Raw genomic sequence first — 25,538 nt, 5'->3', positions numbered from 1 at the left:
CGGCTTCGGGGGGCTTTTTCGATTTCCTGAAATACTTATCCGAAAGGAGTTTCTATGATATCGGCCCACTGGAAAGACGGACGCTCATTCATCCCGCAAAAAATCCTCTGCGTTGCCAAAAATTACCTGGAGCATGCCAAAGAGATGGGAGATGGCGTGCCCGAAGAACCCGTCTTCTTCCTGAAACCAAACTCCGCACTGGTACCAGCGGGGGCTGCAGTACCCAAACCCGCCTGGACCAACGACCTGCAGCACGAAGTGGAACTGGCAGTGCGAATCGGACACCAGTGCTCACGCGTCCACGTGGATAAGGCCCTCGCCATGGTTGACGGCTATGCTGTGGGTCTTGATTTCACAGCCCGTGATGTGCAGCGCGCACTTAAGGCCGCTGGGCTTCCCTGGGAAAAGGCCAAGGCCTACGATGGTTCCTGCGCGCTCTCCCCTTTTGTCAGCGCAGCAGAGGTGAACCCGCACTTTCCCCTGGAACTGATCCTGGACGTCAATGGCCAGCGCCGCCAGCAGGGGACGACACAGCAGATGATTCACGATATCGCGAAACTGGTGGCCCATGCCAGCACCTACTTTACCCTGCATCCCGGTGATGTACTTCTGACCGGCACCCCGGCCGGAGTCGGCACCCTGGTGCCCGGTGACCTGGTGTACGCTGCGGTGGCAGGCGTCGCGGATCTTCAACTGACCATCCAGGAGGCGTAGTATGAAAATTGGTGTCTTTCAGATGGAAGTGGTTACAGCCGAACCCTTTCAGAATCTGGAAAAGGTGCGCCACATCCTGCGCACCAACGACTGTCAGATCTATGTGCTGCCTGAATTATGGAGCACTGGCTTCTGTAATAAACAGTTCGCGGAACTGGCACCGGTGTGTGACGAAATCGAGGAACAGATCGCGGAACTTTCCCGACAACACAACTGCACCATCATCGGCAGCATGCTCAAAAAATCCCCGGCCGGCATCCATAATCACCTGAGCTCCTACAACCGGGGGGTCAAGGAGCTGGAATACAACAAGATTCACCTCTTTACCCTGCTGCGCGAGGAGCGCTACCTGATCGGCGGCAACAGCCGCGGCCTGGCACACAGCCCTGATAATGGCATCTATGGCGCGGGAATCTGCTACGACCTGCGCTTCCCCGAGATGTTCCGCGCCCTGGCCGTAGATAAGGCTGCCATGATATTTCTGCCGAGCCAGTGGCCCATGGAGCGCCTGGATCACTTCAGAACCCTGTGCATCGCTCGGGCCATTGAAAACCAGGCTTTTTTCATCAGCTGCAATAATGTGGGGCGCCTGCACGAGAAGATGCAGTTCGCGGGACATTCTCTGGTGGTTGACCCTTGGGGCAAGGTGCTGGCTGAAGGCTCAGGAGAGCAGGAAGAGTTGCTGATATGCCTGGTAGACCCCGCCAAATCCGACGAAGTGCGCCAGATGATCCCCGTTTTCCGGGATCGCAAGCCTGAGCTCTACCAGTAAAAAGAGTGCGATACAAGAAGAGCTTGGCCATACCATGGAAGACAAGGGCTCACTGAACTAAATCAACAGTGACTTTTCACTTTCCGCATTCAGGCGTAAGCGCCTGATGCGGATATTCAACAGAATGCCGATGCCTGCCAGCACCGCAACCATACTGGAGCCTCCATAGGAGATAAAGGGCAGGGGAACTCCCACCACCGGCAGCAGTCCCATGATCATCCCCAGATTGACAAACGCATGCAGCACCAGAATAGAGATAATGCCCACCGCCAGGAAGGTCCCCTCGCGATCCTTGGAGCTCTGGGCTATCTCAAAGGCTCGCAGGATCAGCAGAAAAAAGAGCGCGAAAAAGATGAGCATACCCACCATCCCAAGCTCCTCCGCCATAACGCTGCCGATGAAATCCGTATGACGCTCCGGCAAAAAGCGCAGCTGACTCTGGGTTCCTTCCAGCAAACCTTTACCCCAGATTCCGCCGGAACCAATGGCAATTTTTGACTGGATGATGTGATACCCCGCACCATGGGGATCTGACTCGGGGTTGAGAAACGTCAGGACACGCCGCTTCTGATAGGGTTTCATGGCGCTCCACAAAACCGGTAGAGATGCCAGAGTAAAGACAAACACCGCCGAAAGCAGTTTCAGGTTAATGCCCGCCACAAAAACCATGATGGCAAAGAGCATGATAAACATCAGGGAAGTGCCCAGGTCAGGCTGATTGGCGATCATCAGAAAGGGGATCAGCACCAGGGCAAATGGCTTCCACAGGTCAAAGAGGGCGAGATTGCCAACCTTGCGCAGATCGGAGAAATATTTGGCCATGGTAAACACGATGACCAGCTTGCCGATTTCACTGGGCTGAATGCCAATCCCGCCAATGCGTATCCAGCGCTGCGCACCCATGCCAACACTGCCGTGAATCAGAACGTAGAGGAGGATCAGCAGGAGGATCAAATACCAGATATAGGCATAGCGCACCAGGAAGTGGTAGTCCACAAAAGCCATGACGAACATGACGACAATACCAATGCAGATCCAGGTGAGCTGTTTGTAGAACATCGCCGATGGCTGCTGATTCAGGGCGTCATAGGATGACGTGTATATCATCAGGATCCCATAGGCGCAAAGGGAGAGCGTAAAAAATATCAGCAGCCAGTCCAGACGCCCAAAAAACTCTATGAAAAACTGCTGTCGCTTCCCGATACTCTGCTGGCCATTCAGATACATGCAAACCTTCACCAAAAAAAATACGAACCCGGATATGGCTTCTGCAACGCTCCTTTCTACCTCTTTTTTCCCGGAAAATCCAGCTGCCATGTCATATCGAAAACATCACGCCTGATATGCAATAAAAAAAGCCCCACTTTCGTGGGGCTTGCCGTGTGTTCTCAAAGCGGGAGTTACTTTTCCCAGAAGCGCATGGTTCCGTTTTTCTCCAGGCTGATGTGCATGTTGTAGCACTCGTCGAGGAGCTGGGGCTCGTGGTGGTAGCCCGTGGTTTTTTCGGCGCGCTCCAGGTACTCCATGAGGTAGTCTTTGTACGTGGGGTGGGCACACTTGTTGATGATCTCGCGGGCACGATCCTTGGGAGCCAGCCCACGCAGGTCAGCCAGACCCTGATCAGTAACCAGGACGTCAATATCGTGCTCAGTGTGGTCAACGTGGGGTACTTTGGGCACCACGCCGGAGATACCGAACTCGTCGGTCTTGGATGGGCGCACAGAGGGGCAGTGCATCATGGAGATATACGCGTTGCGCTCGAAATCACCAGAACCGCCGATACCGTTGATCATGCGGGTTCCGCCCACCAGGGTGGAGTTGGCGTGGGCGTAGATATCAAACTCAACCGGCGTGTTCATGCCGATAACGCCAAGGCGACGGATGAGCTCGGGGTTGTTGGATATCTGCTGTGGACGCATCAGAACCATTTCCTTGTACTTGTCGTACTTGCTCCACCACTCCGCGAAGCCTTCGTTGGAAAGGGACAGGGATGTACAGTTGATGAACTTGCACTTGCCGGAGTCCAGGAAGGGCAGGAAGGTGTCCTGGAGAACCTCGGTGAATACCACCAGGTCTTCAAAGGGAGAAGCGGTCAGGCCGCCGACAACGGCGTTAGCGATATTACCCACGCCGGACTGCAGGGGCAGCAGGTTTTTGGGCAGACGTCCAGCCTTCACTTCGGCCTGGAAGAAATCGACGATATGATCGGCGATGGCCTGGGAAACTTCATCGGTTCCCTTCAGGGCACGGCCGTTATCAGGCATTTTTGACTCGACAATGGCGATGATTTTGCTCTTGTCAGTGGGAACATAGGGAGTGCCGCAACGCTGACGCACGTCAGTAATAGGCAGAATTTTGCGGTAGGGGGGCAGGTCCGTCATCAGGATATCGTGCATACCTTCAAAAGAGGGCAGGCCAGTGTTGACTTCGACGATAATCTTTTCCGCGATGTCAATGATTTCAGGGGCGGCACCGATGGAGCCGGCCAGGATGATATGACCTTCTTCGGTGATACCGGAGGCTTCGATAATGGCCACGTCCAGCTTTCCACCGGAATCCTTGGTGTAGAATCCGTACTTCAGGTCCTGAGCGAACATGGAGAGGTGCTTGTCACCCATGCGGATCTTGCCGGTGTTGATGGCTTTGCCCAGGTTTTTCCCGGTCTGGTAGGGCCAGCGGCGGTCGATGATGTCAAGGGTTGCCCAGCGATCTTCGGTTTCAGCACCAACGGAAGCACCGATAAACAGGTTGAATTTCCACTTCCCCTGCAGGTTGTTGCGTTCTACGTGCTCGGCTATGGCAATGGGGACCACCTTGGGGTAGCCAACGGGAGTAAAACCGGACCAACCCAGGTTCATGGGCTTGGTTTCAGCTTGCTTGAAAAAGGGAATGGTGTCCTCGGGCTTCATGAAGAGGTGATGAAGGGACGCGTCGCGCACTCTTGACTTCAGGTCAGACATGGTGCCTCCTTAAAATAAAATAAGTTATATTTTCGAATAAGTACTCGAAGAAGCCGAAAATATCTCGTTATTTACTCAGAAAACCGTTGCGTTGTCAACAGGAAATCCCGAAGAAATAAAACGGGTTTCTACTGGAAGTGTCCATTGTACACAATCTTCCTCACGCCCGCCTCCCTGCAAACAGAGTCCCGGAGCGGCTCCGGACACATGCACCCACCATCCCGAGATTTGCTGTTCCTGAAAAGACACCGTAATGCTATACTCCGCACCAGACTGACCAGAAAGAGGTTCACTATGTGCGGAATCGTCGGATATACCGGCTCGCGGGCGGCCATGCCCATTATACTGGAAGGACTCAAGCGCCTGGAATACCGCGGATACGACTCTGCCGGTATCGCCACCATGCAGGACGGCAACTGTTCCACCATCAAGGAAAAGGGCAAGCTGATGAACCTGGAGAAACTCCTGGCCAGCAGCCACCTTCCCGGCTCCATGGGAATCGGCCACACCCGCTGGGCCACCCACGGAAAACCTTCGGTCAGCAATGCCCATCCCCACCAGTCCGACAACATTTACCTGGTCCATAATGGCATAATTGAAAACCACAAAAAACTCAAGGCATCTCTGGAGAAAGAGGGCTACACCTTTCTCTCTCAGACTGACACAGAAGTCATCGCTCACCTTATCCGCAAACACTATCAGGGCGACTTTCTGGAAGCCGTCATGGCTGCGGTGAAACAGCTCAAGGGAGCTTTTTCCATTGTGGCCATGGACACCATGACGCCCCAGTCCATCGTCTGCGTCAAAAAAGAGTCGCCTCTGGTCATCGGTACAGGCGCAGATGAGCACTTTATCGCCAGCGATATTCCCGCTGTACTCTCCCACACCCGCGATTTCCAGTTCCTCGAAGACGGAGACATCGCTTTGGTCACTCCCGGCTCCGTGCAGATTTATCACAACGGAGTCCTGGTTGAGCGGCCGGTGAAAACCGTATCCTGGAGCCCATCCGCTGCGGAAAAAGGTGGATACAAGCACTTTATGCTCAAGGAAATATACGAGCAGCCACGGGCCATTCGCGACACCCTCATGGGGAAGCACGATGATGGTGAAATACTCCTCAGTGACATTCACCTCAGCGATGGAGACCTGGCCGCGGTGGAGCGCATTCAGCTGGTCGCCTGTGGAACCAGCTGGCACGCCGCCATGATCGGAAAATACTATATTGAGAAATATGCCGCGATTCCCGTCGAGGTTGATATTGCCAGCGAGTATCGCTATCGCCCGAAAATCATCAACCCCACAACCCTGGTCGTTCCCGTCAGTCAAAGCGGCGAGACCGCCGATACCCTGGCGGCACTAAAGGATGCGAAGCAACTCGGCGCCAAGGTCATCTGCATCTGCAATGTGGTGGACAGCTCCATTGCCCGCGAATCCCACGGCGTCCTCTACACCAACGCCGGGCCGGAAATCGGCGTCGCCTCCACCAAGGCGTTCACCACACAACTGGCAGCCCTCTACCTGCTGGCACTGTTCCTGGGGCAGAAGTGCGGCCATCTCAAAGCCAAGGACATCAAACGCAAATTTAAAGCCATCGAGGCGCTGCCCGAGCAGATGGAACAGGTGTTGAGCGACGAGCCAAGGTACACTGAGTTCGCCCGCAACTTTCATAATCACCAGGACTTCCTTTTTCTCGGCCGCTCCTATAACTTCCCTATCGCCCTGGAAGGCGCGCTGAAGCTCAAGGAGATATCCTATATCCACGCCGAGGGATACGCTGCCGGTGAAATGAAACACGGGCCCATCGCCCTGATAGACAAGGAAATGCCCGTGGTGGTGGTCGCCACCGCGTCAGAGGTCTACGAAAAGACCATCTCCAATATAGAGGAGGTCATGGCACGCAACGGACTGGTCATCGCCATCACGAATCCGGACAACCAGCTCAGCGGAGCCGTGGAGAACTTCGTGGTCCCGGAAGTCGACGAAGAGCTGAGCCCGCTTGTCAATGCCATTCCCATGCAGTTCCTGGCCTACCATATCGCCGACTACAAGGGCTGCGACGTGGACCAGCCCCGCAACCTGGCGAAGTCGGTTACGGTGGAATAACTCTGAGCGTTCCTCCCCTTAAAGGTGGCGCATCTGGTATCAAAAAATTTTCGCGAGGAGTACTTCATGAAAACAGGAGTCGTACTGCTGAATATGGGAGGCCCGTCTTCCCTGGAGCAGGTACTGCCTTTTCTGACCGGCCTTTTTAACGACCCGCGCATCCTTGGAATACGCAATGGCCTGGTGCGCAAGGCCCTGGCCAGCTACATCATATCCCGTCGCCTGCCTACGGCCATCAGCCACTATGAGCTCATCGGCGGCAAGAGCCCCCTGCTGGAGCACACGGAAAAGCTCGCCCCCAAGGTGGAACAGGAGCTGGCACAGCTGGGCATTGAGGCCATGGTGGCTGCGGGCATGCGTTATCTGGAGCCCCGCACACCGGCAACGGTACAGCAGCTGGTGGAAAAGGGCTGCTCGCGGATAATCGGTTTCAGCATGTACCCCCACTACAGCCTCTCCACCACGGGCAGCAGCGTGGAAGACTTCCAGCAGGCGACACAGGACATTCAGGGCGTCCAAACCCACCTGGTGGAATCCTACCCTGACGAGCGTTTCTATATCGCTGCCATGCGTCAGAAAATCGATCAGGCGCTGCAGAAATGCCAGCACAAGCCCCTGCTGCTCTTCTGCGCCCACTCCCTGCCGGAAAAGCTTATCCGCAGTGGCGACCCCTATCGCGACCACATTTACCGCACGGTTCAGGCGCTGCTGGAGTTCTACCCCGACTACGCCCACGATGTGGTCTTCCAGAGCCGCGCCACCCGTGGCAAGTGGCTGGAGCCGGATATCGACCACCGCCTGCCCGAGCTGGTGGATGAGGGGCATGAAAACATGCTGGTGGTGCCCGTCAGCTTCACCTGTGACAATGTTGAAACCGTTTACGAACTTGAGATGGAGCACCGGGAACTGGCCGGAGTGGTGGGCGTCAAGGAGTATGCTGTCGTCGAGTGCCTGAATGACTCTGACCTGTTCGCCCACGCTATTGCCCACATGATCAGCCGGGAGCTCAACCATGACTGAACGTATTGCCATTATCGGCGGCGGCCTCAGCGGCCTTGGTACCGCCTATTACCTGCATCAGGGTGCACCGGATGCCAGGATTACCGTTTTCGAAGCCGCACCCAGAACCGGCGGAAAGATACAGACATCCCGCGGGGAGTTCACCTGTGAGTCCGGGCCCAACGGCTTCCTGGACAGTCGACCGGAGATCGTCCAGCTCAGCCACGAGCTGGGACTGACCGCAACCTTGCTTCCCGCCAACGCCAACAGCGCCCGCCGCTTTATCTATTCCAGCGCCAGGCTCAATGAAATCCACGCTCACCCGCTGAAGTTCATGGCAAGTCCGCTGCTGAGCCCCCTTGGCAAGCTGCGCCTGTGCCTGGAGCACTTTGCCCCCAAGCCACGGGCTGAGGATGAGACCCTGGAGGAATTCGGCTGCCGCAAGCTCGGTCGCGAAGCCTTTGAGCGGCTGATCGACCCCATGGCCAGCGGTGTCTATGCCGGAAACCCCGCGCACATGAGCGTCAGATCCTGCTTCCCGAGAATCTACCAGATGGAGCGGCAGTATGGTTCCCTGACCCGCGCCCTCTTTGCCATTAAGAAAGAGAAAAAGCAGCAGGGTGAAACATCCTCCGGCCCGGCAGGGCCCGCCGGACTGCTGACCTCCTTCAAGGGTGGACTTTACGAAATGATAGAAGCCCTGCAGGAGCAGTGTGGAGCCACCATCCGCACCAACTGCCCTGTGCTCAACCTCACCTGCTCCCAGGACAGTCAGTGGGAAGTCTGGACTTCCGCCGGTAAAGAGACCTTTGACGCCGTCGTATGCGCCACGCCAGCCTGGGACAGCGCCGACATCCTGCACTCCGGCTTCGCCGAGCTGGCCGGGAAGCTCAGGGCAATTCAATCGTCCCCCATTTCCGTTGTGGCTCTGGCCTATGATACGCCTTCCTTATCCGGCGTGGACACCAACGGCTTTGGCTTTCTGGTGCCAGGACGGGAAGGACGCAAACTGCTGGGTTCCCTGTGGAGCAGTTCCATCTTCCAGCATCGCGCCCCGGCAGGCACCTTCCTGACCCAGTGCATGGTGGGCGGAGCCCGCCAGCCTGAGCTGGCGCTATTGGATGACGATGCTCTGGTGCAGCTGGTGCGCGACGAACTCCGCATCACCATGGGCATTGCCGCAGAGCCCATCTACCGCAAAATCTTCCGCTGGGATGCCGGAATCCCCCAGTATAACATGGGCCACAGCCAGATACTCAGTGACATTGAAGAGCTGCGTCGCCACACACCTCGGCTGTACTTCACCGGTAACTCATACCGTGGTATCTCCGTCAACGACTGCGTTGTGGACGCGCGCAGCATAAGCGAGCTGCTGCTGCGCGAAGGCAGGACTCCCTGAGGCCCGCTCCTCCAGGAGTGCATTCTGCCATGCTGCCATCCGTTGAATCCACCAGTGTCTACAGCGTCTGCGCTTTCCTCACCCGGGTACGCTTCGGCCTGAAGCGCGAATTCCGCAACATACGGGTCAGGGGAGAAGTGTTTGCCTGCAATGGCTCAGCGGCCGGTCATCTGTACATCACCCTCAAGGAAGGCAATGAGTCTCTCCAGGTGGCCTACTTCCGCAACCACCACCACGGCCTGGCAAAAATTTCCCGGGGAGACCTGGTGGAATGTCAGGGCTATGTGGATATCTATAACAGTACGTTTCAAATGGTTGCCAGCCGCGTAGAGGTGCAGGGGGATGGCAGACTCTTCGAAGCTTTTGCAAAACTCAAAGCCGAGCTTGAAAAAAAAGGCTACTTTGATAAGATACATAAGAAAGCCATCCCGGCTTTCCCACAAAGAATCGCGTTAATTACCAGTGAATCGGGTGCCGCGCTGCAGGATATTCTGTCAACGGCATCCGATGTTTTGTATTGTCTGGACATCACCATCCACCATGTCAGCGTCCAGGGACAGGTGGCGGTTGGCCAAATATGCGAGGCCATCGCAGCCGCACAGTCAGCAGACTACGACCTGCTGGTACTGTGTCGTGGTGGAGGCTCAGCCCTTGACCTGCAGCCGTTTAACAGCCAGGAGATTGCCGAAGCGATTTTCCGCAGCAGGCTGCCTGTCATCTCGGCTGTCGGCCATGAAACTGACCTCAGCATCTGTGATCTGGTGGCAGATCTGCGTGTGGAAACCCCTACGGCTTTTGGCCACCTGCTGGCAACCCCATTTCGCCAGATCCAGGAGAGACTGCGACGAGCACAGCAGCGCATGACCTGGCTACAACAGAATCAGCTGACCCGCAACACAGCGATTCTGGAGCGCCACGAACGCGATATCACCCTGGCTCTGCGCAGAACACTGGACCGCAGCACATTTGGCCTGGAATCCCTGTCTGCCAAACTCGATAAAATTCTGGAGAGACGTGTGACACACCTGCAGCAGAAAACGGAATACCTGGGGAATCACCTGCACCGCCTGAGCCCCCAAAGCAGGGTCGAACACCTGGAACACCAGTGTTCCCTGCTGCGTCACCGGCTGGAAAACCGGATGCAAGCCTCGCTGGATATATCGCAGCACCGCCTGGGGCGCTGCTGCGATCTTCTGGAAACCCTTTCGCCACGAAAAGTCCTGCAACGGGGCTACAGCGTGCTGCTGCAAGCCGACGGAACCGTGGCACATAACGCCCGCGATCTGCATCCGGGCGAACCCCTGACAGGTATCCTGCACCGGGGCACATTGAAACTTACGATTACGCATATTCTGGAGGATACTGATGGATCGAATTCCCATGACCAAAACCGGCCTGGAAAATCTCAGAAAAGAGCTGGAGCACCTCAAAAAAAATGAACGCCATCAGGTGAAGGAAGAAATCGCCGTTGCCCGCGCCCATGGTGACTTGAAAGAAAACGCCGAATACCATGCCGCCCGTGAAAAGCAGTCTTTTATTGAGGGGCGCATCGCTGAGCTTGAAGACAAAGTGCTGCGGGCCGAGGTCATCGACCCGTCCACCCTGGCTAGCGACAAGGTCCTCTTCGGTTCACAGGTCACTCTGCTGAACCTGGAAACTGACAGCGAAGTGGTATACACGGTTGTCGGCGACGACGAAGCTGACTATAAAAGCAATCTGATTGCCGTTTCGAGCCCACTGGCCCAGAGCCTTATCGGAAAACGCGTCGGGGACGAAGTGGTCGTCAACGCGCCCAAAGGCGCCGTGGAGTACGAAATCCTGAAGATCGGTCAGTAAAAAAAGAATGCCCGACCTTGGGGGAGGTCGGGCAACGGTCAATAGGAGGTTATGCTGACGTACAGGGGAGGGTTTACCTGTTGCGTCACCGGGGTTGCTCCCTTGGGGGAGGGAGGAAGGATCATATCCTTCACCACGAATACTATGATATTGTCAGCTTACCGACATGTCTTTTCCGCTGAAATGCAGTTTTTTTCCGGCGAAAGTCATGTACACCGCGACAAATTACCCGAACCAGGGCGCGGGATTTTGTGGCATATTCACGCAATCCCTGTCAGCTGAATAATTAACTGAAGTTTCGCATCCCCGAAACGGCAGGTTGTCAGCGCTGACCCTGATGTCACGCTGCAATGGCCGAAATGGTTCTACACAGACGGCGTCGCTTGACATTATCCTCACCATAGATACGAGTTTCTTTTGCCACTTTTTACCCGCAAAAAGTGGCTGGGAAGCGGCCCCCAGTGCTGTCCTTTTCAGCCGTCCGCTTGCCTGGAACTGGGGACCGCAAACAACCGCCCTCCGTGGCTTTTGGTTTGCGGTTGCCGCCCTCGTGGCGGCAACCCTGCGGGTCCATAGCGTTCCAGTCGGCGCGTCCTGGCTGGGCCAGCACACGGGGGAACAGCAGAGAGTCCCCCCTGAGCCCGTCCGGTGAGTGCGACGCCTGGCTGGCAAGACCCAAACGGGACACTCACAGGAAGTGAGTGGTCCGGCAGCACTGCAGGGAGGCAGTGTCTGCCGGATCTCCAGAACAGGCGAGCAATGAGCCGGAAAAACGGGCGTTCGGGGGGCGCGTTTTTGTGTCCTTTTTGCGCGGTCAAAAAGGACAATATCCAGAGACGAAAAATGGAATACCAGATAAGTCAAGCATTCAAAATCAATACGGTTTCCGCGAAATAAACACTAGTATAATAACAGCTTAGCTCAAGACAACAAGGTGCGAAAGTTGAGAGCCAACTTGCAATTTACCATATGGCAACATCAGCACCCTTCAGGAGTCATTTCCTTGATTGATTTTTGCTCACTGAACTATCAGCAGGTCCAGCGGCTCTTCGCCGATCTCGGTCAGCCAAAATTCCGTGTAGACCAGTTCCTGGCATGGGTTTACGCCAAAGGATGCCTGGACATGGACGCCTATACCAATGTGTCCAAAGAACTGCGCTCGCTCCTGAGGGAGACGATCCACTTTCCCCGTTATACCATTGAGTCTGTCCAGCACTCCCGCGTCGACAACACGCGCAAGATTCTCCTGCGCTTCCCCGACGGTCACGCGGTGGAGACGGTTCTGATTCCCGTACACAGCAAACTCAGCCAGTGCCTTTCCACCCAGGTGGGCTGCAAGATGGGCTGCACCTTCTGCGCCACTGCCTCCATGGGGTTCAAACGCAATCTGTCCGTCTCGGAAATCCTGGCTCAGGCCTTTGCCGCCCGCGAAATCATTGAGCCCCATGAGAGAGTGGGAAATTTTGTCTTCATGGGCATGGGTGAGCCGCTGGATAACTATGAGAACAGTATTGCTGCCATAAAAACCATCATACACCCCCAGATGATGGGCTACAGCCACCGCCACGTCACCCTCTCCACCTGTGGCATTCTGAAGGGAATCCGGCGCCTGTCCCGTGAAGAGCTGCCCTGCAACCTGGCCATCAGCCTGCATGCCGTCAATGACGAACAGCGCAGCTTCCTGATGCCGGTCAATCGTGCTGACGGGCTCCACGCCCTCATGCAGACCCTGCGGGAATTTCCCCTGAGTTCCAAAAAAGTTATCACTATCGAGTACCTTCTCATCAGAGACTTCAATGACAGCACTGATGATGCGAAGAAACTTCTGCAACTGCTGCGCGGATTACGCTGCAAGGTTAACCTTATCGTCTACAATCCACATGACTATGCGGATTATCATGCTCCGGACGAAAAAAGAGTACTCCAGTTTCAACGCATTTTAGCCGAAAAAGGAGTAATGACATTTATCAGAAAAAGTGGTGGTTCCGACATTGACGCAGCCTGCGGTCAACTGGCGGGAAAATCATCCTGATAACCTATCGAGGGGGCAACCATGGAGCGTAAACATAAAATCATCATTGGAGCACTGCTCTTCTTCATTTTTTCTGCCCTTGTCTCTATTACCCAATGGGAGTTCCTGAAGAATTTTCTGTCCGGTGGGAACTTTGCCTTCATTGACCACCATGTGAGCAAATCCCCGGAAGAGATCATCGCCACCATGAAAATCCCGGAGCGCTACCGGGATGGTACAACAGCAGCACCGGAACGACCGGAATCATCGCGCACCTTCAGTCCTGGCAACCTGCTGCGCGGAACTCCATCCACTCCCCCCCAGCGCCCAGAGGAACCCCCACTGGAACAGGCTTATGACCCGGCCCTGGCACGGGCCTACTTCCAGAAAGCCCGTGAGCATGACCAGTCTGGCGAATTCCGCGATGCCATGGAAGCCTATCAGCTTGGACTGCAATACGACCAGACCAATTCCGAGGCATTTTATCGCTACGGGGTTATCGCCTACGACTTTGGCCAGCGCCAGGAGGCCATGGGCGCGTTGGCGCGGGCCGTACAGATGGAACCGGCCAATGTGGATTACCGCATGACCTATGCCCGTATGCTGGCCCAGAACAATCTACGAGAAGATGCCAGGGTTCAGCTGCAGGAAGTGCTTCGCATTGACCCGGGCAACCGCACCGCGGGTACTTTGCTCAGAACCCTGGAGCGATAGGCCTTCCAACAGAAACTGTACCGCCACCATCTGGTAGCGGCTGCACTCTTTGCCGGGGTAGCCCTGTGTGCGTGGATCCAGTTCACCATCCCTGAGCCCTATTCGCGCAGCCTGGAAGCGCATGTGTACATAACCAAACTGGACTGGCGCTACGCAGGCGGGCGGGTTGAAGTCCGTGATGAAGAGGGCGGGCGCTATCTGCTGCACCTCACCAATGCACAGATGCATCGGGTGGTCAGTCAGGGGGATCGCGGTCTGCTCTTTGTGCGTGGCAGTGTCTACTTCCCTCGCCTGAGCGCGGACAACTCCGGTTATGTGACCTGGCTGGCCTCCCAGGGATATCAGGGCATTATCAACCCCTTCTATATCAGCACAGACGCGCTGCAAGGGCCATCCTGGCGTTTGCGCTACCTCCAGTGGATCCGTGAACGCTCCTACACGCTTCCCCCCGATGTCGCCCCCCTGTTTGTCAGTATGTTTACGGGGTTCCGCGAGTACTCGCCCCAGTACCACGCTGGTTTCGCCTATGCCGGTACGGCCCACCTGCTGGCCATCAGCGGCCTGCATATCGGTTTCATTTTCCTGATGGTATGGCTGCTGACCGGCATTTTCACGCGGAATATGGGAATCCGCATCGGTCTGGCTACGCTCACGGTGGTGCTGCATACCGCCATGGTCGGATTTCCCATTCCGGCTACCCGTGCCATGATTTTTACCTTGATTTATGCCGGTGGCTACCTGTTCCGTCGTAAAGGCGATGCGCTGCAGACGTTTTTTCTCACGGCTTCCATATCTCTGCTGATCTGGCCCGGCTCCATCATGGGAGCCAGTTTTCAGTTCTCCTACCTGGTAACCGGCTCCCTCATCCTCTTTGCAGGGCTGTTCCGCCGCTGGCAGTACGTCTGGGTTTGTTTTTTGTGTTTTTTTGCCAGCCTGCCGATCACCGCGTGGCACTTCGGCTATGTCAATCTCCTGTCTGCCCTGGTGAATCTTGCGGCAGTACCAGTATTTTCGGCCCTGCTCTACAGTTTCTTTCTGCACCTGCTGCTGCCCGCCGCTCTCATCATTGACCCCCTTCACACGGCACTGGGGTGGCTCAATCAGGTGACCTGGGTCGTACCCGTGCGCTTCAGCACCATCTCCACGCTTCTGATATTCGGACTGCTGACAGCAGCACTGTGGCGAAAAGTCCATCCCTATCGGCCAGCCCTCTTGGCCCTGCTCCCTGTGGCGGTGTATTTCTCCCTGAACGCTTCGCCTCAGGCGATCACCCTGGAAAATCGCAACTACCGCATAGAGTACGACCCCGAAAGGGATCGCCTGATCTTCGAACACCGACAGTATCAGTCCCAGAACACCATCTACGCCGAACGCTCCCTTCTGCAGAGGGGGGTAGTCAAAGTCGGCGAACTGCACATCCGCAATGCGGGAAAGAGCCGGTTTCAACACATTCGGGCAGAGAATACGAATTTCGAGTAGGAAAGCATTGAAGCCCGCTGCAGTTTGGCATACAAGTAACCCGAAGGCACCTGGTGCTCCGACTGACTTGCATAGGGAAGAATGGGTTTGAGATGCCACACAGCAAACGCACCTATCTGAAAATTCTGGGCAAGGGCCATATGGGCCTGCTCAAGCTCATTGAGCGCATCAACCTGAATGACAATACCTTCCTGATTCTCATGGCTGCTGGCATCGGGGTTTTCAGCGCCCTGTGCAATGCCTTTTTCCGTATCTCCATTACCGCCATGGAAAAACTCTTCTTTGAAGATATCTTCCACTACTTTGGTGTCTCCTACGACTTCCCGGGACGCCTGCTGCTCTTTTTCATCCCCATCATCGGCGCGCTGATCATCATGCCTGTCATTATCCGCTATCCGAAGGAGTCCAGCGGATACGGGCTGCCGGGACTGCTGGAAAATGTCATTTTCAAGAACGCCGTCATCGCCCCCAAGACGATCCTGCTGCGCACCTTCACCACTTCCGTGACCCTGGGCAGCGGTGGCAGCGCGGGTCGCGAGGGGCCCATTGTCGCCATTGGCGCCGCTATCGGTTCCGCCTTTGGCCAGCTCTTCAGAATCAGTGGCAACCGCATGCGCATCCTGGTGGCCTGCGGGGCCGCCGGTGGCATATCCGCTGCCTTCGACGCCCCTATCGCCGGAGCCATGTTCGCGCTGGAGATCATGCTTCTGGGAAATCTGGCCGTATACAGCTTCAGTCCCATCGTCATTTCGGCAGGCGTCGCTACCGTTACCACCCGGGCAATTTTTGAAAAGGAGGTGGAGTTCTTCCTGCCCGCCTTCACCATGGTATCCCTGCAGGAGTTCTACCTGTACTGCCTGCTGGGGCTGGTGGCCGGACTGGTGGCGGTGGGCTATATTCGCCTGTACTATCATATTACTGACCGTTTTGAACGGCTGAACGTGCATATCGGTGTCAGGCTGCTCATAGGTGCGGCGCTGCTGGGCGCCATTGGCGTCGCCTTCCCACAGGTGTTCGGTATCGGCTACAAGTGGATGAACGAAGCGCTCATGGGCCACATTCCCCTGTACCTGATGCTCAGCCTGGTGCTGCTGAAGATTGTAGCCACCGCGGTTACCCTGGGCAGTGGCTTTTCGGGTGGAGTTTTCGGCCCTTCCCTGTTCATCGGTCTGATGCTGGGGGGCTCCTTCGCCAGCATCGCCAATATGCTGCTTCCCGGCACCATCGATATGCCTTCCTATGCCATGGTGGGCATGGGTGCCATGGTGGCCGCCGCCAGTCAGGCTCCCCTGACCGCTATCTTCCTGCTTTTCGAGATGACCGGAGACTTCAACATCGTGCTGCCAACCATGTTTGCCTGCATGATCAGCGTCTCCTTGATGAAGATTCTCAAACAGGATTCCATCGACATGGTTCCCCTGACCCGCAAGGGGTACCGCTTCTCCGGCGGCAAGGATGTGACCATCATGCAGCGCCTCAGCGTCAGGGATGTGGAAACCCGCAACTGCGACGCCATCCCGGAGTCGCTGCCCTTCCGGCAGATACAGATGCTGATTGCCAAGAGCGCTCAGATGGACTTTCCCGTCCTGAACCACCAGGGGCAACTGGTGGGCATCATCTCTTTCCAGGATATCCGCAAGGTTATCTTTGAAGAGGGGCTTGACGACCTGATCGTAGCCCGTGATATTGCCAGCACGGATCTGATCACCGTCCATGTGAATGACAACCTGCAGGATGCCCTGGAGAAATTCACCATCCGCGACTTCGACCATCTGCCTGTCGTTGATGACGAAGGGAAGCTCCACGGTATGATTTCGCGTCAGAAAATCCTGCAGGCCTACAACAACGAAGTCCAGCGTATCGCCCTCCAGGAGGGGTGAGGGCTTTTCAGCCATAAAGAAGGGGGAGCACCATCATGCGATGGCGCTCCCCCTTTTGCTCTGTGTACGGCATCAGATTTCCCGGCTCAGTCTTCCAGGTACTTCTCCAGGTTGTCTTCCATGACCCAGATGCCGCAAGGGCAGACACCGGCGCAGATACCGCAGCCAATACATTTTTCGTCCAGACTGCAGTACTCAAAGGTACCGTCGCCATTCTCACGGCGCACGATGGCCTGCTCGGGACAGATATCCTCACAGAAGTGACAGTCGCGACAGTAGCCACAGCTCATGCAGCGATCTGCTTCAGCGTCCGCCTCCTGCTCGCTGACGCGCTGGGGATTCATGGGGTGATAGTACTCATCCCTGACGCGATCCTGGGGAATCATGGGCGCCTTGGCAAAGGTGTCCAGGGGATGACCTGCCAGCTGCCGCAGAATATTGAGGGCGGCTTTACGTCCATCGCCGATGGCATGGGTAAAGAGGCCGGGCCTGACCGCGTCGCCGATGACGAAGACCTTCTGGTTCTCCAGGCACTGCAGGGTGTCGTTGAGCTTCACAAAGCCCTTTTCGTCACGGTAGTCGTCAGGCAGGAAGGAGAAATCGGGGCGGTCGCCCACGGCGATGATAACGGTATCTGCTTCAAGAATGCGTCCATCCTTGAGGTGTACGCCCTGTTCCGTGATTTTTTCGGTATGCACCGGCCAGAGGATTCGGGCACCCAGCCCGGTGACATGTTCGATTTCCTTGTCAAAAGCGGCCGGTTTCTGAATATCGATGGCAGTAACCTCAGTTGCTCCGCACTGGTAGGCGCCGATCACCACGTCCATGGCGGCATTGCCCGCTCCGATGACGACAACGCTGCGACCCACGGCGGGTTGCTTGCCCCGGTTGATGTCCTTGAGAAAATCCAGTCCCCTGACCAGGCGCTCATGACCCTGGAAGGGGATCACAACGGGATTATGGGCCCCCACAGCCACGACAACCGCGTCATACTGACTGACGATTTCCGCAAAGCGCTGGGCATTGACGGCACTGTTGCAGTGAATGCCAATGCCGATGGTCTGCAGACGCTGCAGTTCCGCCTCCAGGGTATCCTGATCAAGGCGCTCAGCGGGAATGACCTGGCGCAGCTTGCCACCGATGGCGCTGTCCTTCTCAAAGACATCGACCGCATAGCCCTTGCGGCGCAGATGCCAGGCAGCGGTCAGGCCACCCACGCCGCTGCCGATGACGGCTATGCGCTGTTCCTGCTCCTCCCGGGGAGGGGAAACACTGATATGGCGGCTGAGGGTGCCCAGCCCATCCACTTTGACGGGAATATCCACATGGCGGCGGTTGCATTCGTCGATACAGAGGTTGGGGCAGACCTGGCCGCACACTGACGCCGGAAAGGGGCTGTAGTCCAGAACCATTTCCAGGGCTTCCTGAACCTTGCCCTGGCGCAACAGTGCGATGCGTTTTTGGGTAGGGATATAGGTCGGGCAATTGTGTTCACAGGGTGCACTGTAGGTGGCATTGAGCCACTGGGGGCTGCGCAGGCGAAGCTCATCGCGCTCCACATAGTCAGCCACAAAGTAGTCGTCTTCATAAAGGGCGCCAAAAATCCCCCCTTCAACCCATTTCTCCTGGCGAAAGCGGGCAATGGGCATCAGGGAGCGGACAATGCGCTCCTCATAGGTTTTCGCGACAATCTTGCGCCATTGGGAAAAATCCATGAGCTGATCAAGAATCTCCGGACGCTCCAGTTTGGTGGCAAATCGCGGCAGGCCCTCCTGAAGAAAAGCCCGGTCGGAGTCATCAAGATCGAGGATCCAGACATCATCGGCAACATCAGCAACGGGCCCTCGCACATACACGGTTCCGCCCACCATGCCCACGCAGCTGCGGTGGCCCAGAACGGACTCCAGATGTTCGCAGCCGTAGCCACACACCACGCCGATACCACCGCCCATGAATTCGAAGGAGAAGGAGCCGGTGCTCTCCAGAACCCAGAACTGGGGTGCGGAGAACTTGGGATCGTGCTTCATGAGGGCACCGGAACGGGTTCCCACCCGCCCGCCAATATAAATGCTGCCAGTGGCGGCGCAATGAGCGGTGGTATCACCACTGTCGCCCCTGACGGTGATGTCGGCACCAGCATTCAGCCAGCCCACATCAGCAGGCGCGGAGCCTTCCACGACGATGGTGGTTCCGCTCATGCCCATGGAACCCAGACGCTGACCGGGATTGATGACGGTAAAGTGGATGGGGTCATCGCCCTCACACCACAGGGGTCCGCCGATATTGTATTGACCAGAAGCGTGAATTTCGAAGGAGCGCACACCCCGGCCAACTTCACGATAGATATTCTGCAGCAGCTCCTGGGTGGAGATGCGTTTGCCATCTACGATGCCGTCGATACGCGCAATGGAGGTATTCTGTGTCATGGTTCACTCCTCAGCATGAATAGGGGATGTTGAGTTTTTCAGCAACAGCGGTATCTGTGGATATGAGGGCGTCGGAACGTCCTACAGGCAGTGAGCTGTTGCCGATGGGAGCCATGAGCTTCTTGAGTTCCTGGTCAGTGGCGATGAAGTAGTTGACGATTCCCTCAGCCACGCGGTCGATATCCAGGCGTTTTTCCAGAATCGGGTTCTGGGTACAGATGCCCACCGGACACAGACCGGTATTGCACGCATTGCATTTGCCGTTATCCAGCCCCACACATCCTGCCAACTGCAGCATGAGCTTGCCGGTGAAAACACCATTGGCGCCCAGGCAGATCATTTTGAAGGCATCGGCCGCCAGATTCCAGCCCTGGCCCATGCCACCGCCGGCCCACAGGGGAATCTGCCCCTGCTTGCCCTGGTGCACCGCCGCCAGATAGCAGTCCCGCAGTTTGGATACGATGGGGTGACCGGTGTGATCCAGTGAGATATCCTGAGCCGCGCCGGTGCCGCCACTGATACCATCCAGGAAAAATCCGCCAACAATATTATAGGGATCGCGCAGCAGATTGTTGTATACCGAAACGCTGGTAGCGCTGGCCGCCACCTTGATGGCCACGGGGACGCGGAACTGGAATGCTGAATTGAAGGAGAGGAACATCTTCTGCACACTCTCTTCAATGGAGTAGAGGCCCTGGTGGTTGGGGGGGCTGAGCAGGTCGGTCTTGGGAACACCCCTGATTTCCTGAATGTGGCGGGCCACTTTCTTGGCCTGCAGCATGCCACCATCGCCGGGCTTGGCTCCCTGACCAATCTTGATGAGTACACCAGCCGGATCATCCTGCATCCTGGGCATGGCGTTGACGATGCGGTTCCAGCCGAAGTGCCCGGAAGCGATCTGCAGGATCATATAGCGCACATAGCGTGAGCGCAGCAGTCGGCCGGGAATTCCGCCCTCACCCGTACACATGCGTATGGGAATACCCGCTTCCTCGTTCAGATACGCCGTGGCAATACTCAGGGCTTCCCACATGCGGGTGGAAAGGGCACCTATGGACATGTCGCCGATGATGATGGGGTACATCCAGTTCAGGGGCGGCAGGGGTCTGGTGATATCCAGACGACCCTCCTTGATGCTCAGGGGCAGGCTCTGGGGCGGCAATACGCGACCCAGGGGCGCCAGAATATCGAAGGTGTGGCGCTGGGCGTCCAGGGAGGGGTCGGTCATCTGGGAGATGCGACCCACGGTAATTTTATCCAGGGTGCTGCCCATGGGATTGAGGTTGGAGCGGCCACCCCGTTTGTAGGCATCGGCAGTGGCACTGCGATACTTGATGGCCAGGCGATTGTCCTTGTTGAAGTATGGGGCAATGGCCTCGTTGGGGCAGACTTTTTCGCAGATCCCGCATCCGCGGCACGCTTCGTGGTGGTTGAGCACCTGACGGATGACCGGCACAGTCTGAAACAGCACCTTGGGTTTTGGGGTCAGGTGGTCGCTGATGACACGGCGGCGCTTCTCCACCCCAGCCTCGATAGCCCGAAAGGGGCAGGAGGCCAGGCACTTGCCGCACATGGTGCAGCGATCATGTTTGTAGTTTATGCGCCAGAACAGGTCATCCCTGGCAATGGCGTTGACTCTCATTGTTGCCATCGGCTCACCTCCAGGCTGTCATGGATGACAATGGTTTCACGCTCATGGGGATAGATATCCTGCCTCCAGTCACGATCGGGCAGGATCTCGTTCACACCATTGACTTCAGAGCTGATGACCACCATGTCATCGGTTTTGCCGATAACAACGGGTCGCAGTTTTTTGGAGTCACAGCACGTGAACATGGTGCCATCAGGCAGCACGCCGATGATGGTATTGGGGCCATTGATTTCCAGGTGCGACAGCGAAGAGCGGATACGCAGCAGAACATCGCGATCCTCACGCTGCTGAATCTCCTCAAAGGGCAGCGGAGTGATGGTGTGCTTGTAGTACTGCAGTGGCCATTTCAGCTCACGATGCACATAGTGGAGTGTATAGAGAAAGCACTGCGAGTCGGATTCAAAACCGATATAGCCTTTGTTCAGGCTTTTCTGCAGATGACGATTTTTTTCGTAGAAGGTATTCTCGCCATTGGCCAGTACGGTATAGCCCTGGAGAAAGAAGGGGTGCGCCGCGTAACGCACGATATCATAGTTGGTATTCTGACGGCATTGGGCGGTGATATTACGGGCAGTGAAGTCTTTAGATTCTTCCCACAGGTTAAAGTAGGTGCCTATATCAGTGGGATCGCCGATCTCTTTCAGGGTCAGGGTATCGGGCCAGAAGGAGTAGACATAGCCATCACCGGTTTTTTCCAGTTCGCGGCGCAAGGTGATGCGGGTATCCACCAGCAGGGCTTCTTTTTCCTCATCGGTGGCGTTACGCAGATGCTTGGGATAATGAAAGAGCTGAAAGACGTAGAGGGGCATGGGTTCGATATTCAAGTCATCAGAAGGGCGGATTTCCGGGTTCCACTGGCCAATGCGGCTGAATCCCAGGGAGTGCAGGATGTCTTCGGCAATTTTCATTCCCTGCTCGGTGCAGGCCATGGAGAGGATGGGATATTTCTTGTAGTTTTCAAACACCCCCCCCAGATCCTGCATAACCATGGCAAAGCCGGAGTTGTCATGCCCTTTTTGCTGGGACCGCATCAGTCGCAGTGCCCAGCTGGGGTGCAGGTAGTCTTTCGATTTAATAGCTCCAATTCGACACACAGGATTACCTCCAGGTTAGATAACAGGATAAAATCGCATAATGCCCTTGTTTGCGAGCATTATTCAACAGAAGGAGAGAATTGCGGGGTAGATGGCAGCCGATTTCAGTAGTGCATACCCGCTGCCAGCAGGTGCAACATCAGTTTTCTTCAAGAATATAGCCTTTGCCCCAGATCGTCTTGATGATAACAGGCTCTTTGGCATCGTCACCAATTTTCCGGCGCAGTTTTCGTATGGCCGCGTCCACGCTGCGAGCTGACGTCTCCTTGCTCATGGCGTTACTGCTTTGAATTATATCTTCGCGACTGAGCAGCCGATTGCGGTTTTCCAGCAGGTATTTCATGAGAATATACTCCGACGCGGTGAAGCTGACATCCTGCCCATTGACAAGGATCTGCTCGGTCTGCCGATCCATGGTCACACGCATGTCGCCGAACTTCATCTGCTCCACCAGAATCAGTTTCGGTTCCTTGCGCTGGGGCTCCGGCTGGCGAGGAACTTCCGCTTTATCATCGACAACCTGCGGCGCTGGCGCCGCTGCCGGTGATTGCGGCGCTGGCGTGTTGTTTTTTGTGTACAGCGGTGATGAAGGCTTTTTCACTTCCGCCACCTGCACCTGGGCCGCCGCTCCCTTTTTTCCTTTGCCCTTGCCCTCGCCACGCAGCTCCGAAGGAGCCGACACCGGTTTTGGGGAATTGGCTTCGGGAGCGCTCTTTTGTTTTGACTGCTTGCGGTTCTGGGGTTTCCGTTCAGCGGGTTGCTCTTCGGAACGCACGGGGGTGAGCGCCTCTGGCGCTCCGTTACGCTCCTTTACTGCTGTCTGGATGAGGGAATGGCTACCATAGCGCAATTTGCGAGACACATTTTTTACTTTCTGCACCAGGTTTGGCAGAACTTCACTCATTTTGAGGGGTCCTGTTACCACTTCATCCATTTCCGACATAAAATCGACAGATCGTGGCTGGTTTTCCAGAAGCACCACCGGTACCGGTCGAATTTCCTGGAAAAGGTTGTAGGTCTCACGTACATCGCCCGGATCAGACACCGCGACAAAGACGACCATCTGCAGATTGTCGTTGTTTTTCAGGGACTGACACGCCTCGGGAGCGGAAGAAGCTGGCAGGGCATGATAGCCATACTTGCTGAAGTACTTCACCATCATATCAAGTCGTCGCGCATCGGCACTATCAAGGATAAGGATATTGGCTGTGCTCATCTTGACACCTTTCCGTTAGTACTGCTCATCACACGGGAACATTGAATTCCCGCAGCACGTCATTGAGACTGGTCTTCTGGTCCGTTGATTCCTTGCGCTTGCCGATGATAAGGGCACAGGTCACTCCGAAATCACCAGCGGGAAAAGACTTGGTCATGCTGCCGGGAATAACGACCGAACGTGCGGGGACACGACCTTTGTAGGTAACAGGCTCAGGTCCAGTCACATCTATAATAGGAGTTGATGCCGTAATGGTGACATTTGCCCCAAGCACTGCCTCTTTTTCCACATGCACTCCTTCAACCACAATGCAGCGTGATCCCAGGAAAGCACCATCATCAATGATCACGGGCAGTGCTGACGGGGGCTCCAAAACGCCACCGAGTCCAACACCGCCGGAAAGGTGCACCCCCTTGCCCACCTGCGCGCAGCTGCCAACGGTGGCCCAGGTGTCAACCATGGAGCCTGCGGAGACATAACCACCAATATTCACATAGGAAGGCATCAGGATGGCGCCGGATTCAATATGCGCTCCATAGCGCACCGTGGCGGGAGGAACAACACGCACTCCAGCAGCCTGATAGCCTTTTTTCAGGGGCATTTTATCGTAGTACTCGAAGGGCCCTGATTCCATGACTTCCATCTGGGTCAGAGAGAAATAGAGCAGAATGGCCTGTTTGGCCCAGATATTCACTTTCCACTGGGTCTGGCCCTGCTGTGGCTCAGCCACGCGAACCATGCCACTGTCCAGCGCAGCAATGGTATCCAGCACGGCCTGAGCGTAAGCATCCTTTTTGAGCAGTTGACGATCTCCAAAGGCTTCTGTAACCAGTTTTTCCATGGACTGCAAATTCATCATTTCTCCTTTATTTCTTCAGGGTGGATCGGGACACGGCTGCACAAAGCAACCCGAGGCATAGGGGATAAAAAACGCTGATCATTCAGCAGTGAGCGTGTGCGCGGGCTGCTGGAACATGATGCGGCGTGAAATTACAGAATAGTTTTCCAGATTGAAAGCGCCTCCTGGCACTCCTCAAGGTCAGGAACCATTGCCAGGCGAATATACGCCTCGGATCCCTCACCATAAAAGCTGCCGGGACTGACGACAATCCCCTGCTCCAGCAGCAGGCGAGCATAGGACTCGCCATCGTACCCGGCTGGCACCCTTACCCAGAGAAAGAATGTTCCCGGGCCACTGGCACAGTGCAGGCCATGCTCAGCAAAAAACTGCTCAAAAAGCCTGCGGCGCTCCAGGAAGATCAACCGACGCCTTTGCACATGGGCATCATCACTCCAGGCAGCCGTCGCCGCCGCCTGAATAAACACAGGTGAAGCCACTCCCATGGAAGCCCGGAACTTGCGGTACTTGGCAATGAGGCTGCTGTCACCCGCCACAAAGCCACTGCGGTAACCGGTCATGCCACTGCGCTTAGACAGTGAGAAAAATGCCAGAACCCCCTCTGTGGCATGCTGCAGAATACTGGCTGGCGGCTCATGGGTATAGATATCGCAATAACACTCATCGGAGCAGACGATAAAATCATACTTTCGCGCATAGGCAAGAATCTCTTCAAAATAAGCTCCACTGGCCACTGCGCCCGTGGGGTTATGGGGAGAGTTTATCCAGACAATGGCAGTTTGCTGCAGAACGCTTTCAGGAAGAGTGGAAAAGTCAATTTGGAAGCCATTTTCTTCGGTCAAAACCACCGGCCAGGGCGTGCCCTGCGCAAAGAGTGTGCCACGCTCATATACCGGATATCCAGGCGTGGGATAGATAACGTGCCGCCTGCTGCTGTCGACATTGAGGAAAACCTGGGGAAAGTGAAACACGGCTTCCTTGGAACCTGCGGTCGGCAGAATCTGTTCAACGCTGAGCACAACGCCAAAACGTCGCCATAAAGAGGAAGCACAGGCATCAAGCAGAGCAGGCTCACCCATGACCGTAGGATACTGGCTTACACGAGGAATCGCGTCGCGCAGGGCATCGATAATAAACGGCTCTGTGGGAAGAGTTGGATCACCTGTACCGAAGTCAAAAATCCTGACACCCTGGCAGTGCAGTTCCTGTTTGCGTCGATTGAGCTCTTCCATTGGATAAGGCTTGAGCTGCAGAAGTTGTTGATTCAAAATTTCCTCTGAGGCGCATTTTGCTCAGCTGTTCTGATTTGAAGTCCAGTAAGCGCATTTGCAGAAGTGTGGAAGGCCGTAGCCAGATCTATATCGTCATGCCAACGATCAACATTAAGATGATGGGCGTATATCGTACGGGAGGGGAAAAAAAGAA

19 protein-coding genes are annotated in these 25,538 nt (G+C 55.9%); 11 read left to right on the top strand and 8 right to left on the bottom strand.

Annotated elements, in window-relative coordinates:
• Positions 1 to 54 precede the first annotated feature (54 nt).
• On the top strand, positions 55 to 714 hold the full coding sequence (locus SELIN_RS03990) for a fumarylacetoacetate hydrolase family protein (protein WP_013505409.1): 660 nt from the start codon (positions 55 to 57) through the stop codon (positions 712 to 714).
• 1 nt (position 715) lies between these two features.
• On the top strand, positions 716 to 1,486 hold the full coding sequence (locus SELIN_RS03985; RefSeq protein WP_013505408.1) for a nitrilase-related carbon-nitrogen hydrolase: 771 nt from the start codon (positions 716 to 718) through the stop codon (positions 1,484 to 1,486).
• Between the two features lie 57 nt (positions 1,487 to 1,543).
• Here SELIN_RS03985 and rodA read toward each other — a convergent pair whose 3' ends face one another.
• Entirely contained in the window at positions 1,544 to 2,713 is a 1,170-nt protein-coding gene (rodA, locus tag SELIN_RS03980) for a rod shape-determining protein RodA (RefSeq protein ID WP_013505407.1), read from the bottom strand.
• 173 nt (positions 2,714 to 2,886) lie between these two features.
• Positions 2,887 to 4,446: a succinyl-CoA:acetate CoA-transferase ScpC gene (scpC, locus tag SELIN_RS03975; RefSeq protein WP_013505406.1), complete on the bottom strand. Its 1,560-nt coding sequence runs from the start codon at positions 4,444 to 4,446 to the stop codon at positions 2,887 to 2,889.
• A 294-nt stretch (positions 4,447 to 4,740) separates the two neighbouring features.
• Here scpC and glmS point away from each other — a divergent pair, with 294 nt between their 5' ends.
• From glmS to SELIN_RS03930, 9 genes are all read left to right on the top strand, one after another.
• The gene (glmS, locus tag SELIN_RS03970) at positions 4,741 to 6,549 is read left to right on the top strand and encodes a glutamine--fructose-6-phosphate transaminase (isomerizing) (RefSeq protein ID WP_013505405.1); all 1,809 of its coding nucleotides are present in this window, start codon (positions 4,741 to 4,743) and stop codon (positions 6,547 to 6,549) included.
• A 66-nt stretch (positions 6,550 to 6,615) separates the two neighbouring features.
• Entirely contained in the window at positions 6,616 to 7,569 is a 954-nt protein-coding gene (gene hemH / locus SELIN_RS03965; protein WP_013505404.1) for a ferrochelatase, read from the top strand.
• A complete protein-coding gene (hemG, locus tag SELIN_RS03960) occupies positions 7,562 to 8,947 on the top strand; it encodes a protoporphyrinogen oxidase (protein WP_013505403.1) in 1,386 nt (461 codons plus the stop codon). Before hemH ends, hemG begins: the two co-directional genes overlap by 8 nt.
• 29 nt (positions 8,948 to 8,976) lie before the next feature.
• Positions 8,977 to 10,386 (top strand): exodeoxyribonuclease VII large subunit, encoded by a 1,410-nt coding sequence (gene xseA, locus SELIN_RS03955; protein ID WP_013505402.1) that lies wholly within the window; start codon positions 8,977 to 8,979, stop codon positions 10,384 to 10,386.
• Positions 10,313 to 10,783: a transcription elongation factor GreA gene (gene greA, locus SELIN_RS03950; RefSeq protein WP_013505401.1), complete on the top strand. Its 471-nt coding sequence runs from the start codon at positions 10,313 to 10,315 to the stop codon at positions 10,781 to 10,783. The genes xseA and greA overlap by 74 nt, the downstream gene beginning before the upstream one ends.
• Before the next feature lie 1,003 nt (positions 10,784 to 11,786).
• Positions 11,787 to 12,815: a dual-specificity RNA methyltransferase RlmN gene (rlmN, locus tag SELIN_RS03945; RefSeq protein ID WP_013505400.1), complete on the top strand. Its 1,029-nt coding sequence runs from the start codon at positions 11,787 to 11,789 to the stop codon at positions 12,813 to 12,815.
• A gap of 21 nt (positions 12,816 to 12,836) precedes the next feature.
• Positions 12,837 to 13,508, top strand: coding sequence for a tetratricopeptide repeat protein (locus SELIN_RS03940; protein WP_013505399.1), 672 nt, complete (start codon positions 12,837 to 12,839; stop codon positions 13,506 to 13,508).
• 123 nt (positions 13,509 to 13,631) lie between these two features.
• On the top strand, positions 13,632 to 14,987 hold the full coding sequence (locus SELIN_RS03935) for a ComEC/Rec2 family competence protein (RefSeq protein ID WP_013505398.1): 1,356 nt from the start codon (positions 13,632 to 13,634) through the stop codon (positions 14,985 to 14,987).
• A 92-nt stretch (positions 14,988 to 15,079) separates the two neighbouring features.
• Positions 15,080 to 16,867 (top strand): chloride channel protein, encoded by a 1,788-nt coding sequence (locus SELIN_RS03930; protein WP_049871081.1) that lies wholly within the window; start codon positions 15,080 to 15,082, stop codon positions 16,865 to 16,867.
• A gap of 86 nt (positions 16,868 to 16,953) precedes the next feature.
• On the opposite strand, the gene SELIN_RS03925 is transcribed toward SELIN_RS03930, so the two are convergent.
• From SELIN_RS03925 to dapC, 6 genes are all read right to left on the bottom strand, one after another.
• Complete coding sequence (locus SELIN_RS03925; protein WP_013505396.1) at positions 16,954 to 19,293, bottom strand: FAD-dependent oxidoreductase; 2,340 nt, start codon at positions 19,291 to 19,293, stop codon at positions 16,954 to 16,956.
• A 10-nt stretch (positions 19,294 to 19,303) separates the two neighbouring features.
• On the bottom strand, positions 19,304 to 20,944 hold the full coding sequence (locus SELIN_RS03920) for a glutamate synthase-related protein (RefSeq protein WP_013505395.1): 1,641 nt from the start codon (positions 20,942 to 20,944) through the stop codon (positions 19,304 to 19,306).
• Positions 20,932 to 22,038 (bottom strand): class II glutamine amidotransferase domain-containing protein, encoded by a 1,107-nt coding sequence (locus tag SELIN_RS03915; protein ID WP_013505394.1) that lies wholly within the window; start codon positions 22,036 to 22,038, stop codon positions 20,932 to 20,934. The genes SELIN_RS03920 and SELIN_RS03915 overlap by 13 nt, the downstream gene beginning before the upstream one ends.
• 139 nt (positions 22,039 to 22,177) lie before the next feature.
• Entirely contained in the window at positions 22,178 to 23,254 is a 1,077-nt protein-coding gene (locus SELIN_RS15405; RefSeq protein WP_013505393.1) for a winged helix-turn-helix domain-containing protein, read from the bottom strand.
• A gap of 28 nt (positions 23,255 to 23,282) precedes the next feature.
• Positions 23,283 to 24,110, bottom strand: coding sequence for a 2,3,4,5-tetrahydropyridine-2,6-dicarboxylate N-succinyltransferase (locus tag SELIN_RS03905; RefSeq protein WP_013505392.1), 828 nt, complete (start codon positions 24,108 to 24,110; stop codon positions 23,283 to 23,285).
• A 134-nt stretch (positions 24,111 to 24,244) separates the two neighbouring features.
• Positions 24,245 to 25,381: a succinyldiaminopimelate transaminase gene (gene dapC / locus SELIN_RS03900; RefSeq protein WP_013505391.1), complete on the bottom strand. Its 1,137-nt coding sequence runs from the start codon at positions 25,379 to 25,381 to the stop codon at positions 24,245 to 24,247.
• Positions 25,382 to 25,538: the final 157 nt, after the last annotated feature.

This window comes from Desulfurispirillum indicum S5, from assembly GCF_000177635.2.
GTDB lineage: Bacteria > Chrysiogenota > Chrysiogenetes > Chrysiogenales > Chrysiogenaceae > Desulfurispirillum > Desulfurispirillum indicum.
The sequence above is the reverse complement of the archived record's forward strand: the minus strand, read 5'-3'. Positions and strand labels throughout refer to the sequence as shown.

Bases quoted from the DNA above. Each gene is read 5' to 3' on its own strand.
- SELIN_RS03990 (WP_013505409.1), top strand. From the start codon at position 55: ATGATATCGGCCCACTGGAAAGACGGACGCTCATTCATCCCGCAAAAA.
- rodA (WP_013505407.1), bottom strand. From the start codon at position 2,713: ATGTATCTGAATGGCCAGCAGAGTATCGGGAAGCGACAGCAGTTTTTC.
- SELIN_RS03940 (WP_013505399.1), top strand. From the start codon at position 12,837: ATGGAGCGTAAACATAAAATCATCATTGGAGCACTGCTCTTCTTCATT.
- SELIN_RS03920 (WP_013505395.1), bottom strand. From the start codon at position 20,944: ATGGCAACAATGAGAGTCAACGCCATTGCCAGGGATGACCTGTTCTGG.
- SELIN_RS03905 (WP_013505392.1), bottom strand. From the start codon at position 24,110: ATGAATTTGCAGTCCATGGAAAAACTGGTTACAGAAGCCTTTGGAGAT.
- hemG (WP_013505403.1), top strand. From the start codon at position 7,562: ATGACTGAACGTATTGCCATTATCGGCGGCGGCCTCAGCGGCCTTGGT.
- xseA (WP_013505402.1), top strand. From the start codon at position 8,977: ATGCTGCCATCCGTTGAATCCACCAGTGTCTACAGCGTCTGCGCTTTC.
- scpC (WP_013505406.1), bottom strand. From the start codon at position 4,446: ATGTCTGACCTGAAGTCAAGAGTGCGCGACGCGTCCCTTCATCACCTC.
- SELIN_RS15405 (WP_013505393.1), bottom strand. From the start codon at position 23,254: ATGAGCACAGCCAATATCCTTATCCTTGATAGTGCCGATGCGCGACGA.
- SELIN_RS03925 (WP_013505396.1), bottom strand. From the start codon at position 19,293: ATGACACAGAATACCTCCATTGCGCGTATCGACGGCATCGTAGATGGC.
- SELIN_RS03930 (WP_049871081.1), top strand. From the start codon at position 15,080: ATGCCACACAGCAAACGCACCTATCTGAAAATTCTGGGCAAGGGCCAT.
- greA (WP_013505401.1), top strand. From the start codon at position 10,313: ATGGATCGAATTCCCATGACCAAAACCGGCCTGGAAAATCTCAGAAAA.
- SELIN_RS03985 (WP_013505408.1), top strand. From the start codon at position 716: ATGAAAATTGGTGTCTTTCAGATGGAAGTGGTTACAGCCGAACCCTTT.
- glmS (WP_013505405.1), top strand. From the start codon at position 4,741: ATGTGCGGAATCGTCGGATATACCGGCTCGCGGGCGGCCATGCCCATT.
- hemH (WP_013505404.1), top strand. From the start codon at position 6,616: ATGAAAACAGGAGTCGTACTGCTGAATATGGGAGGCCCGTCTTCCCTG.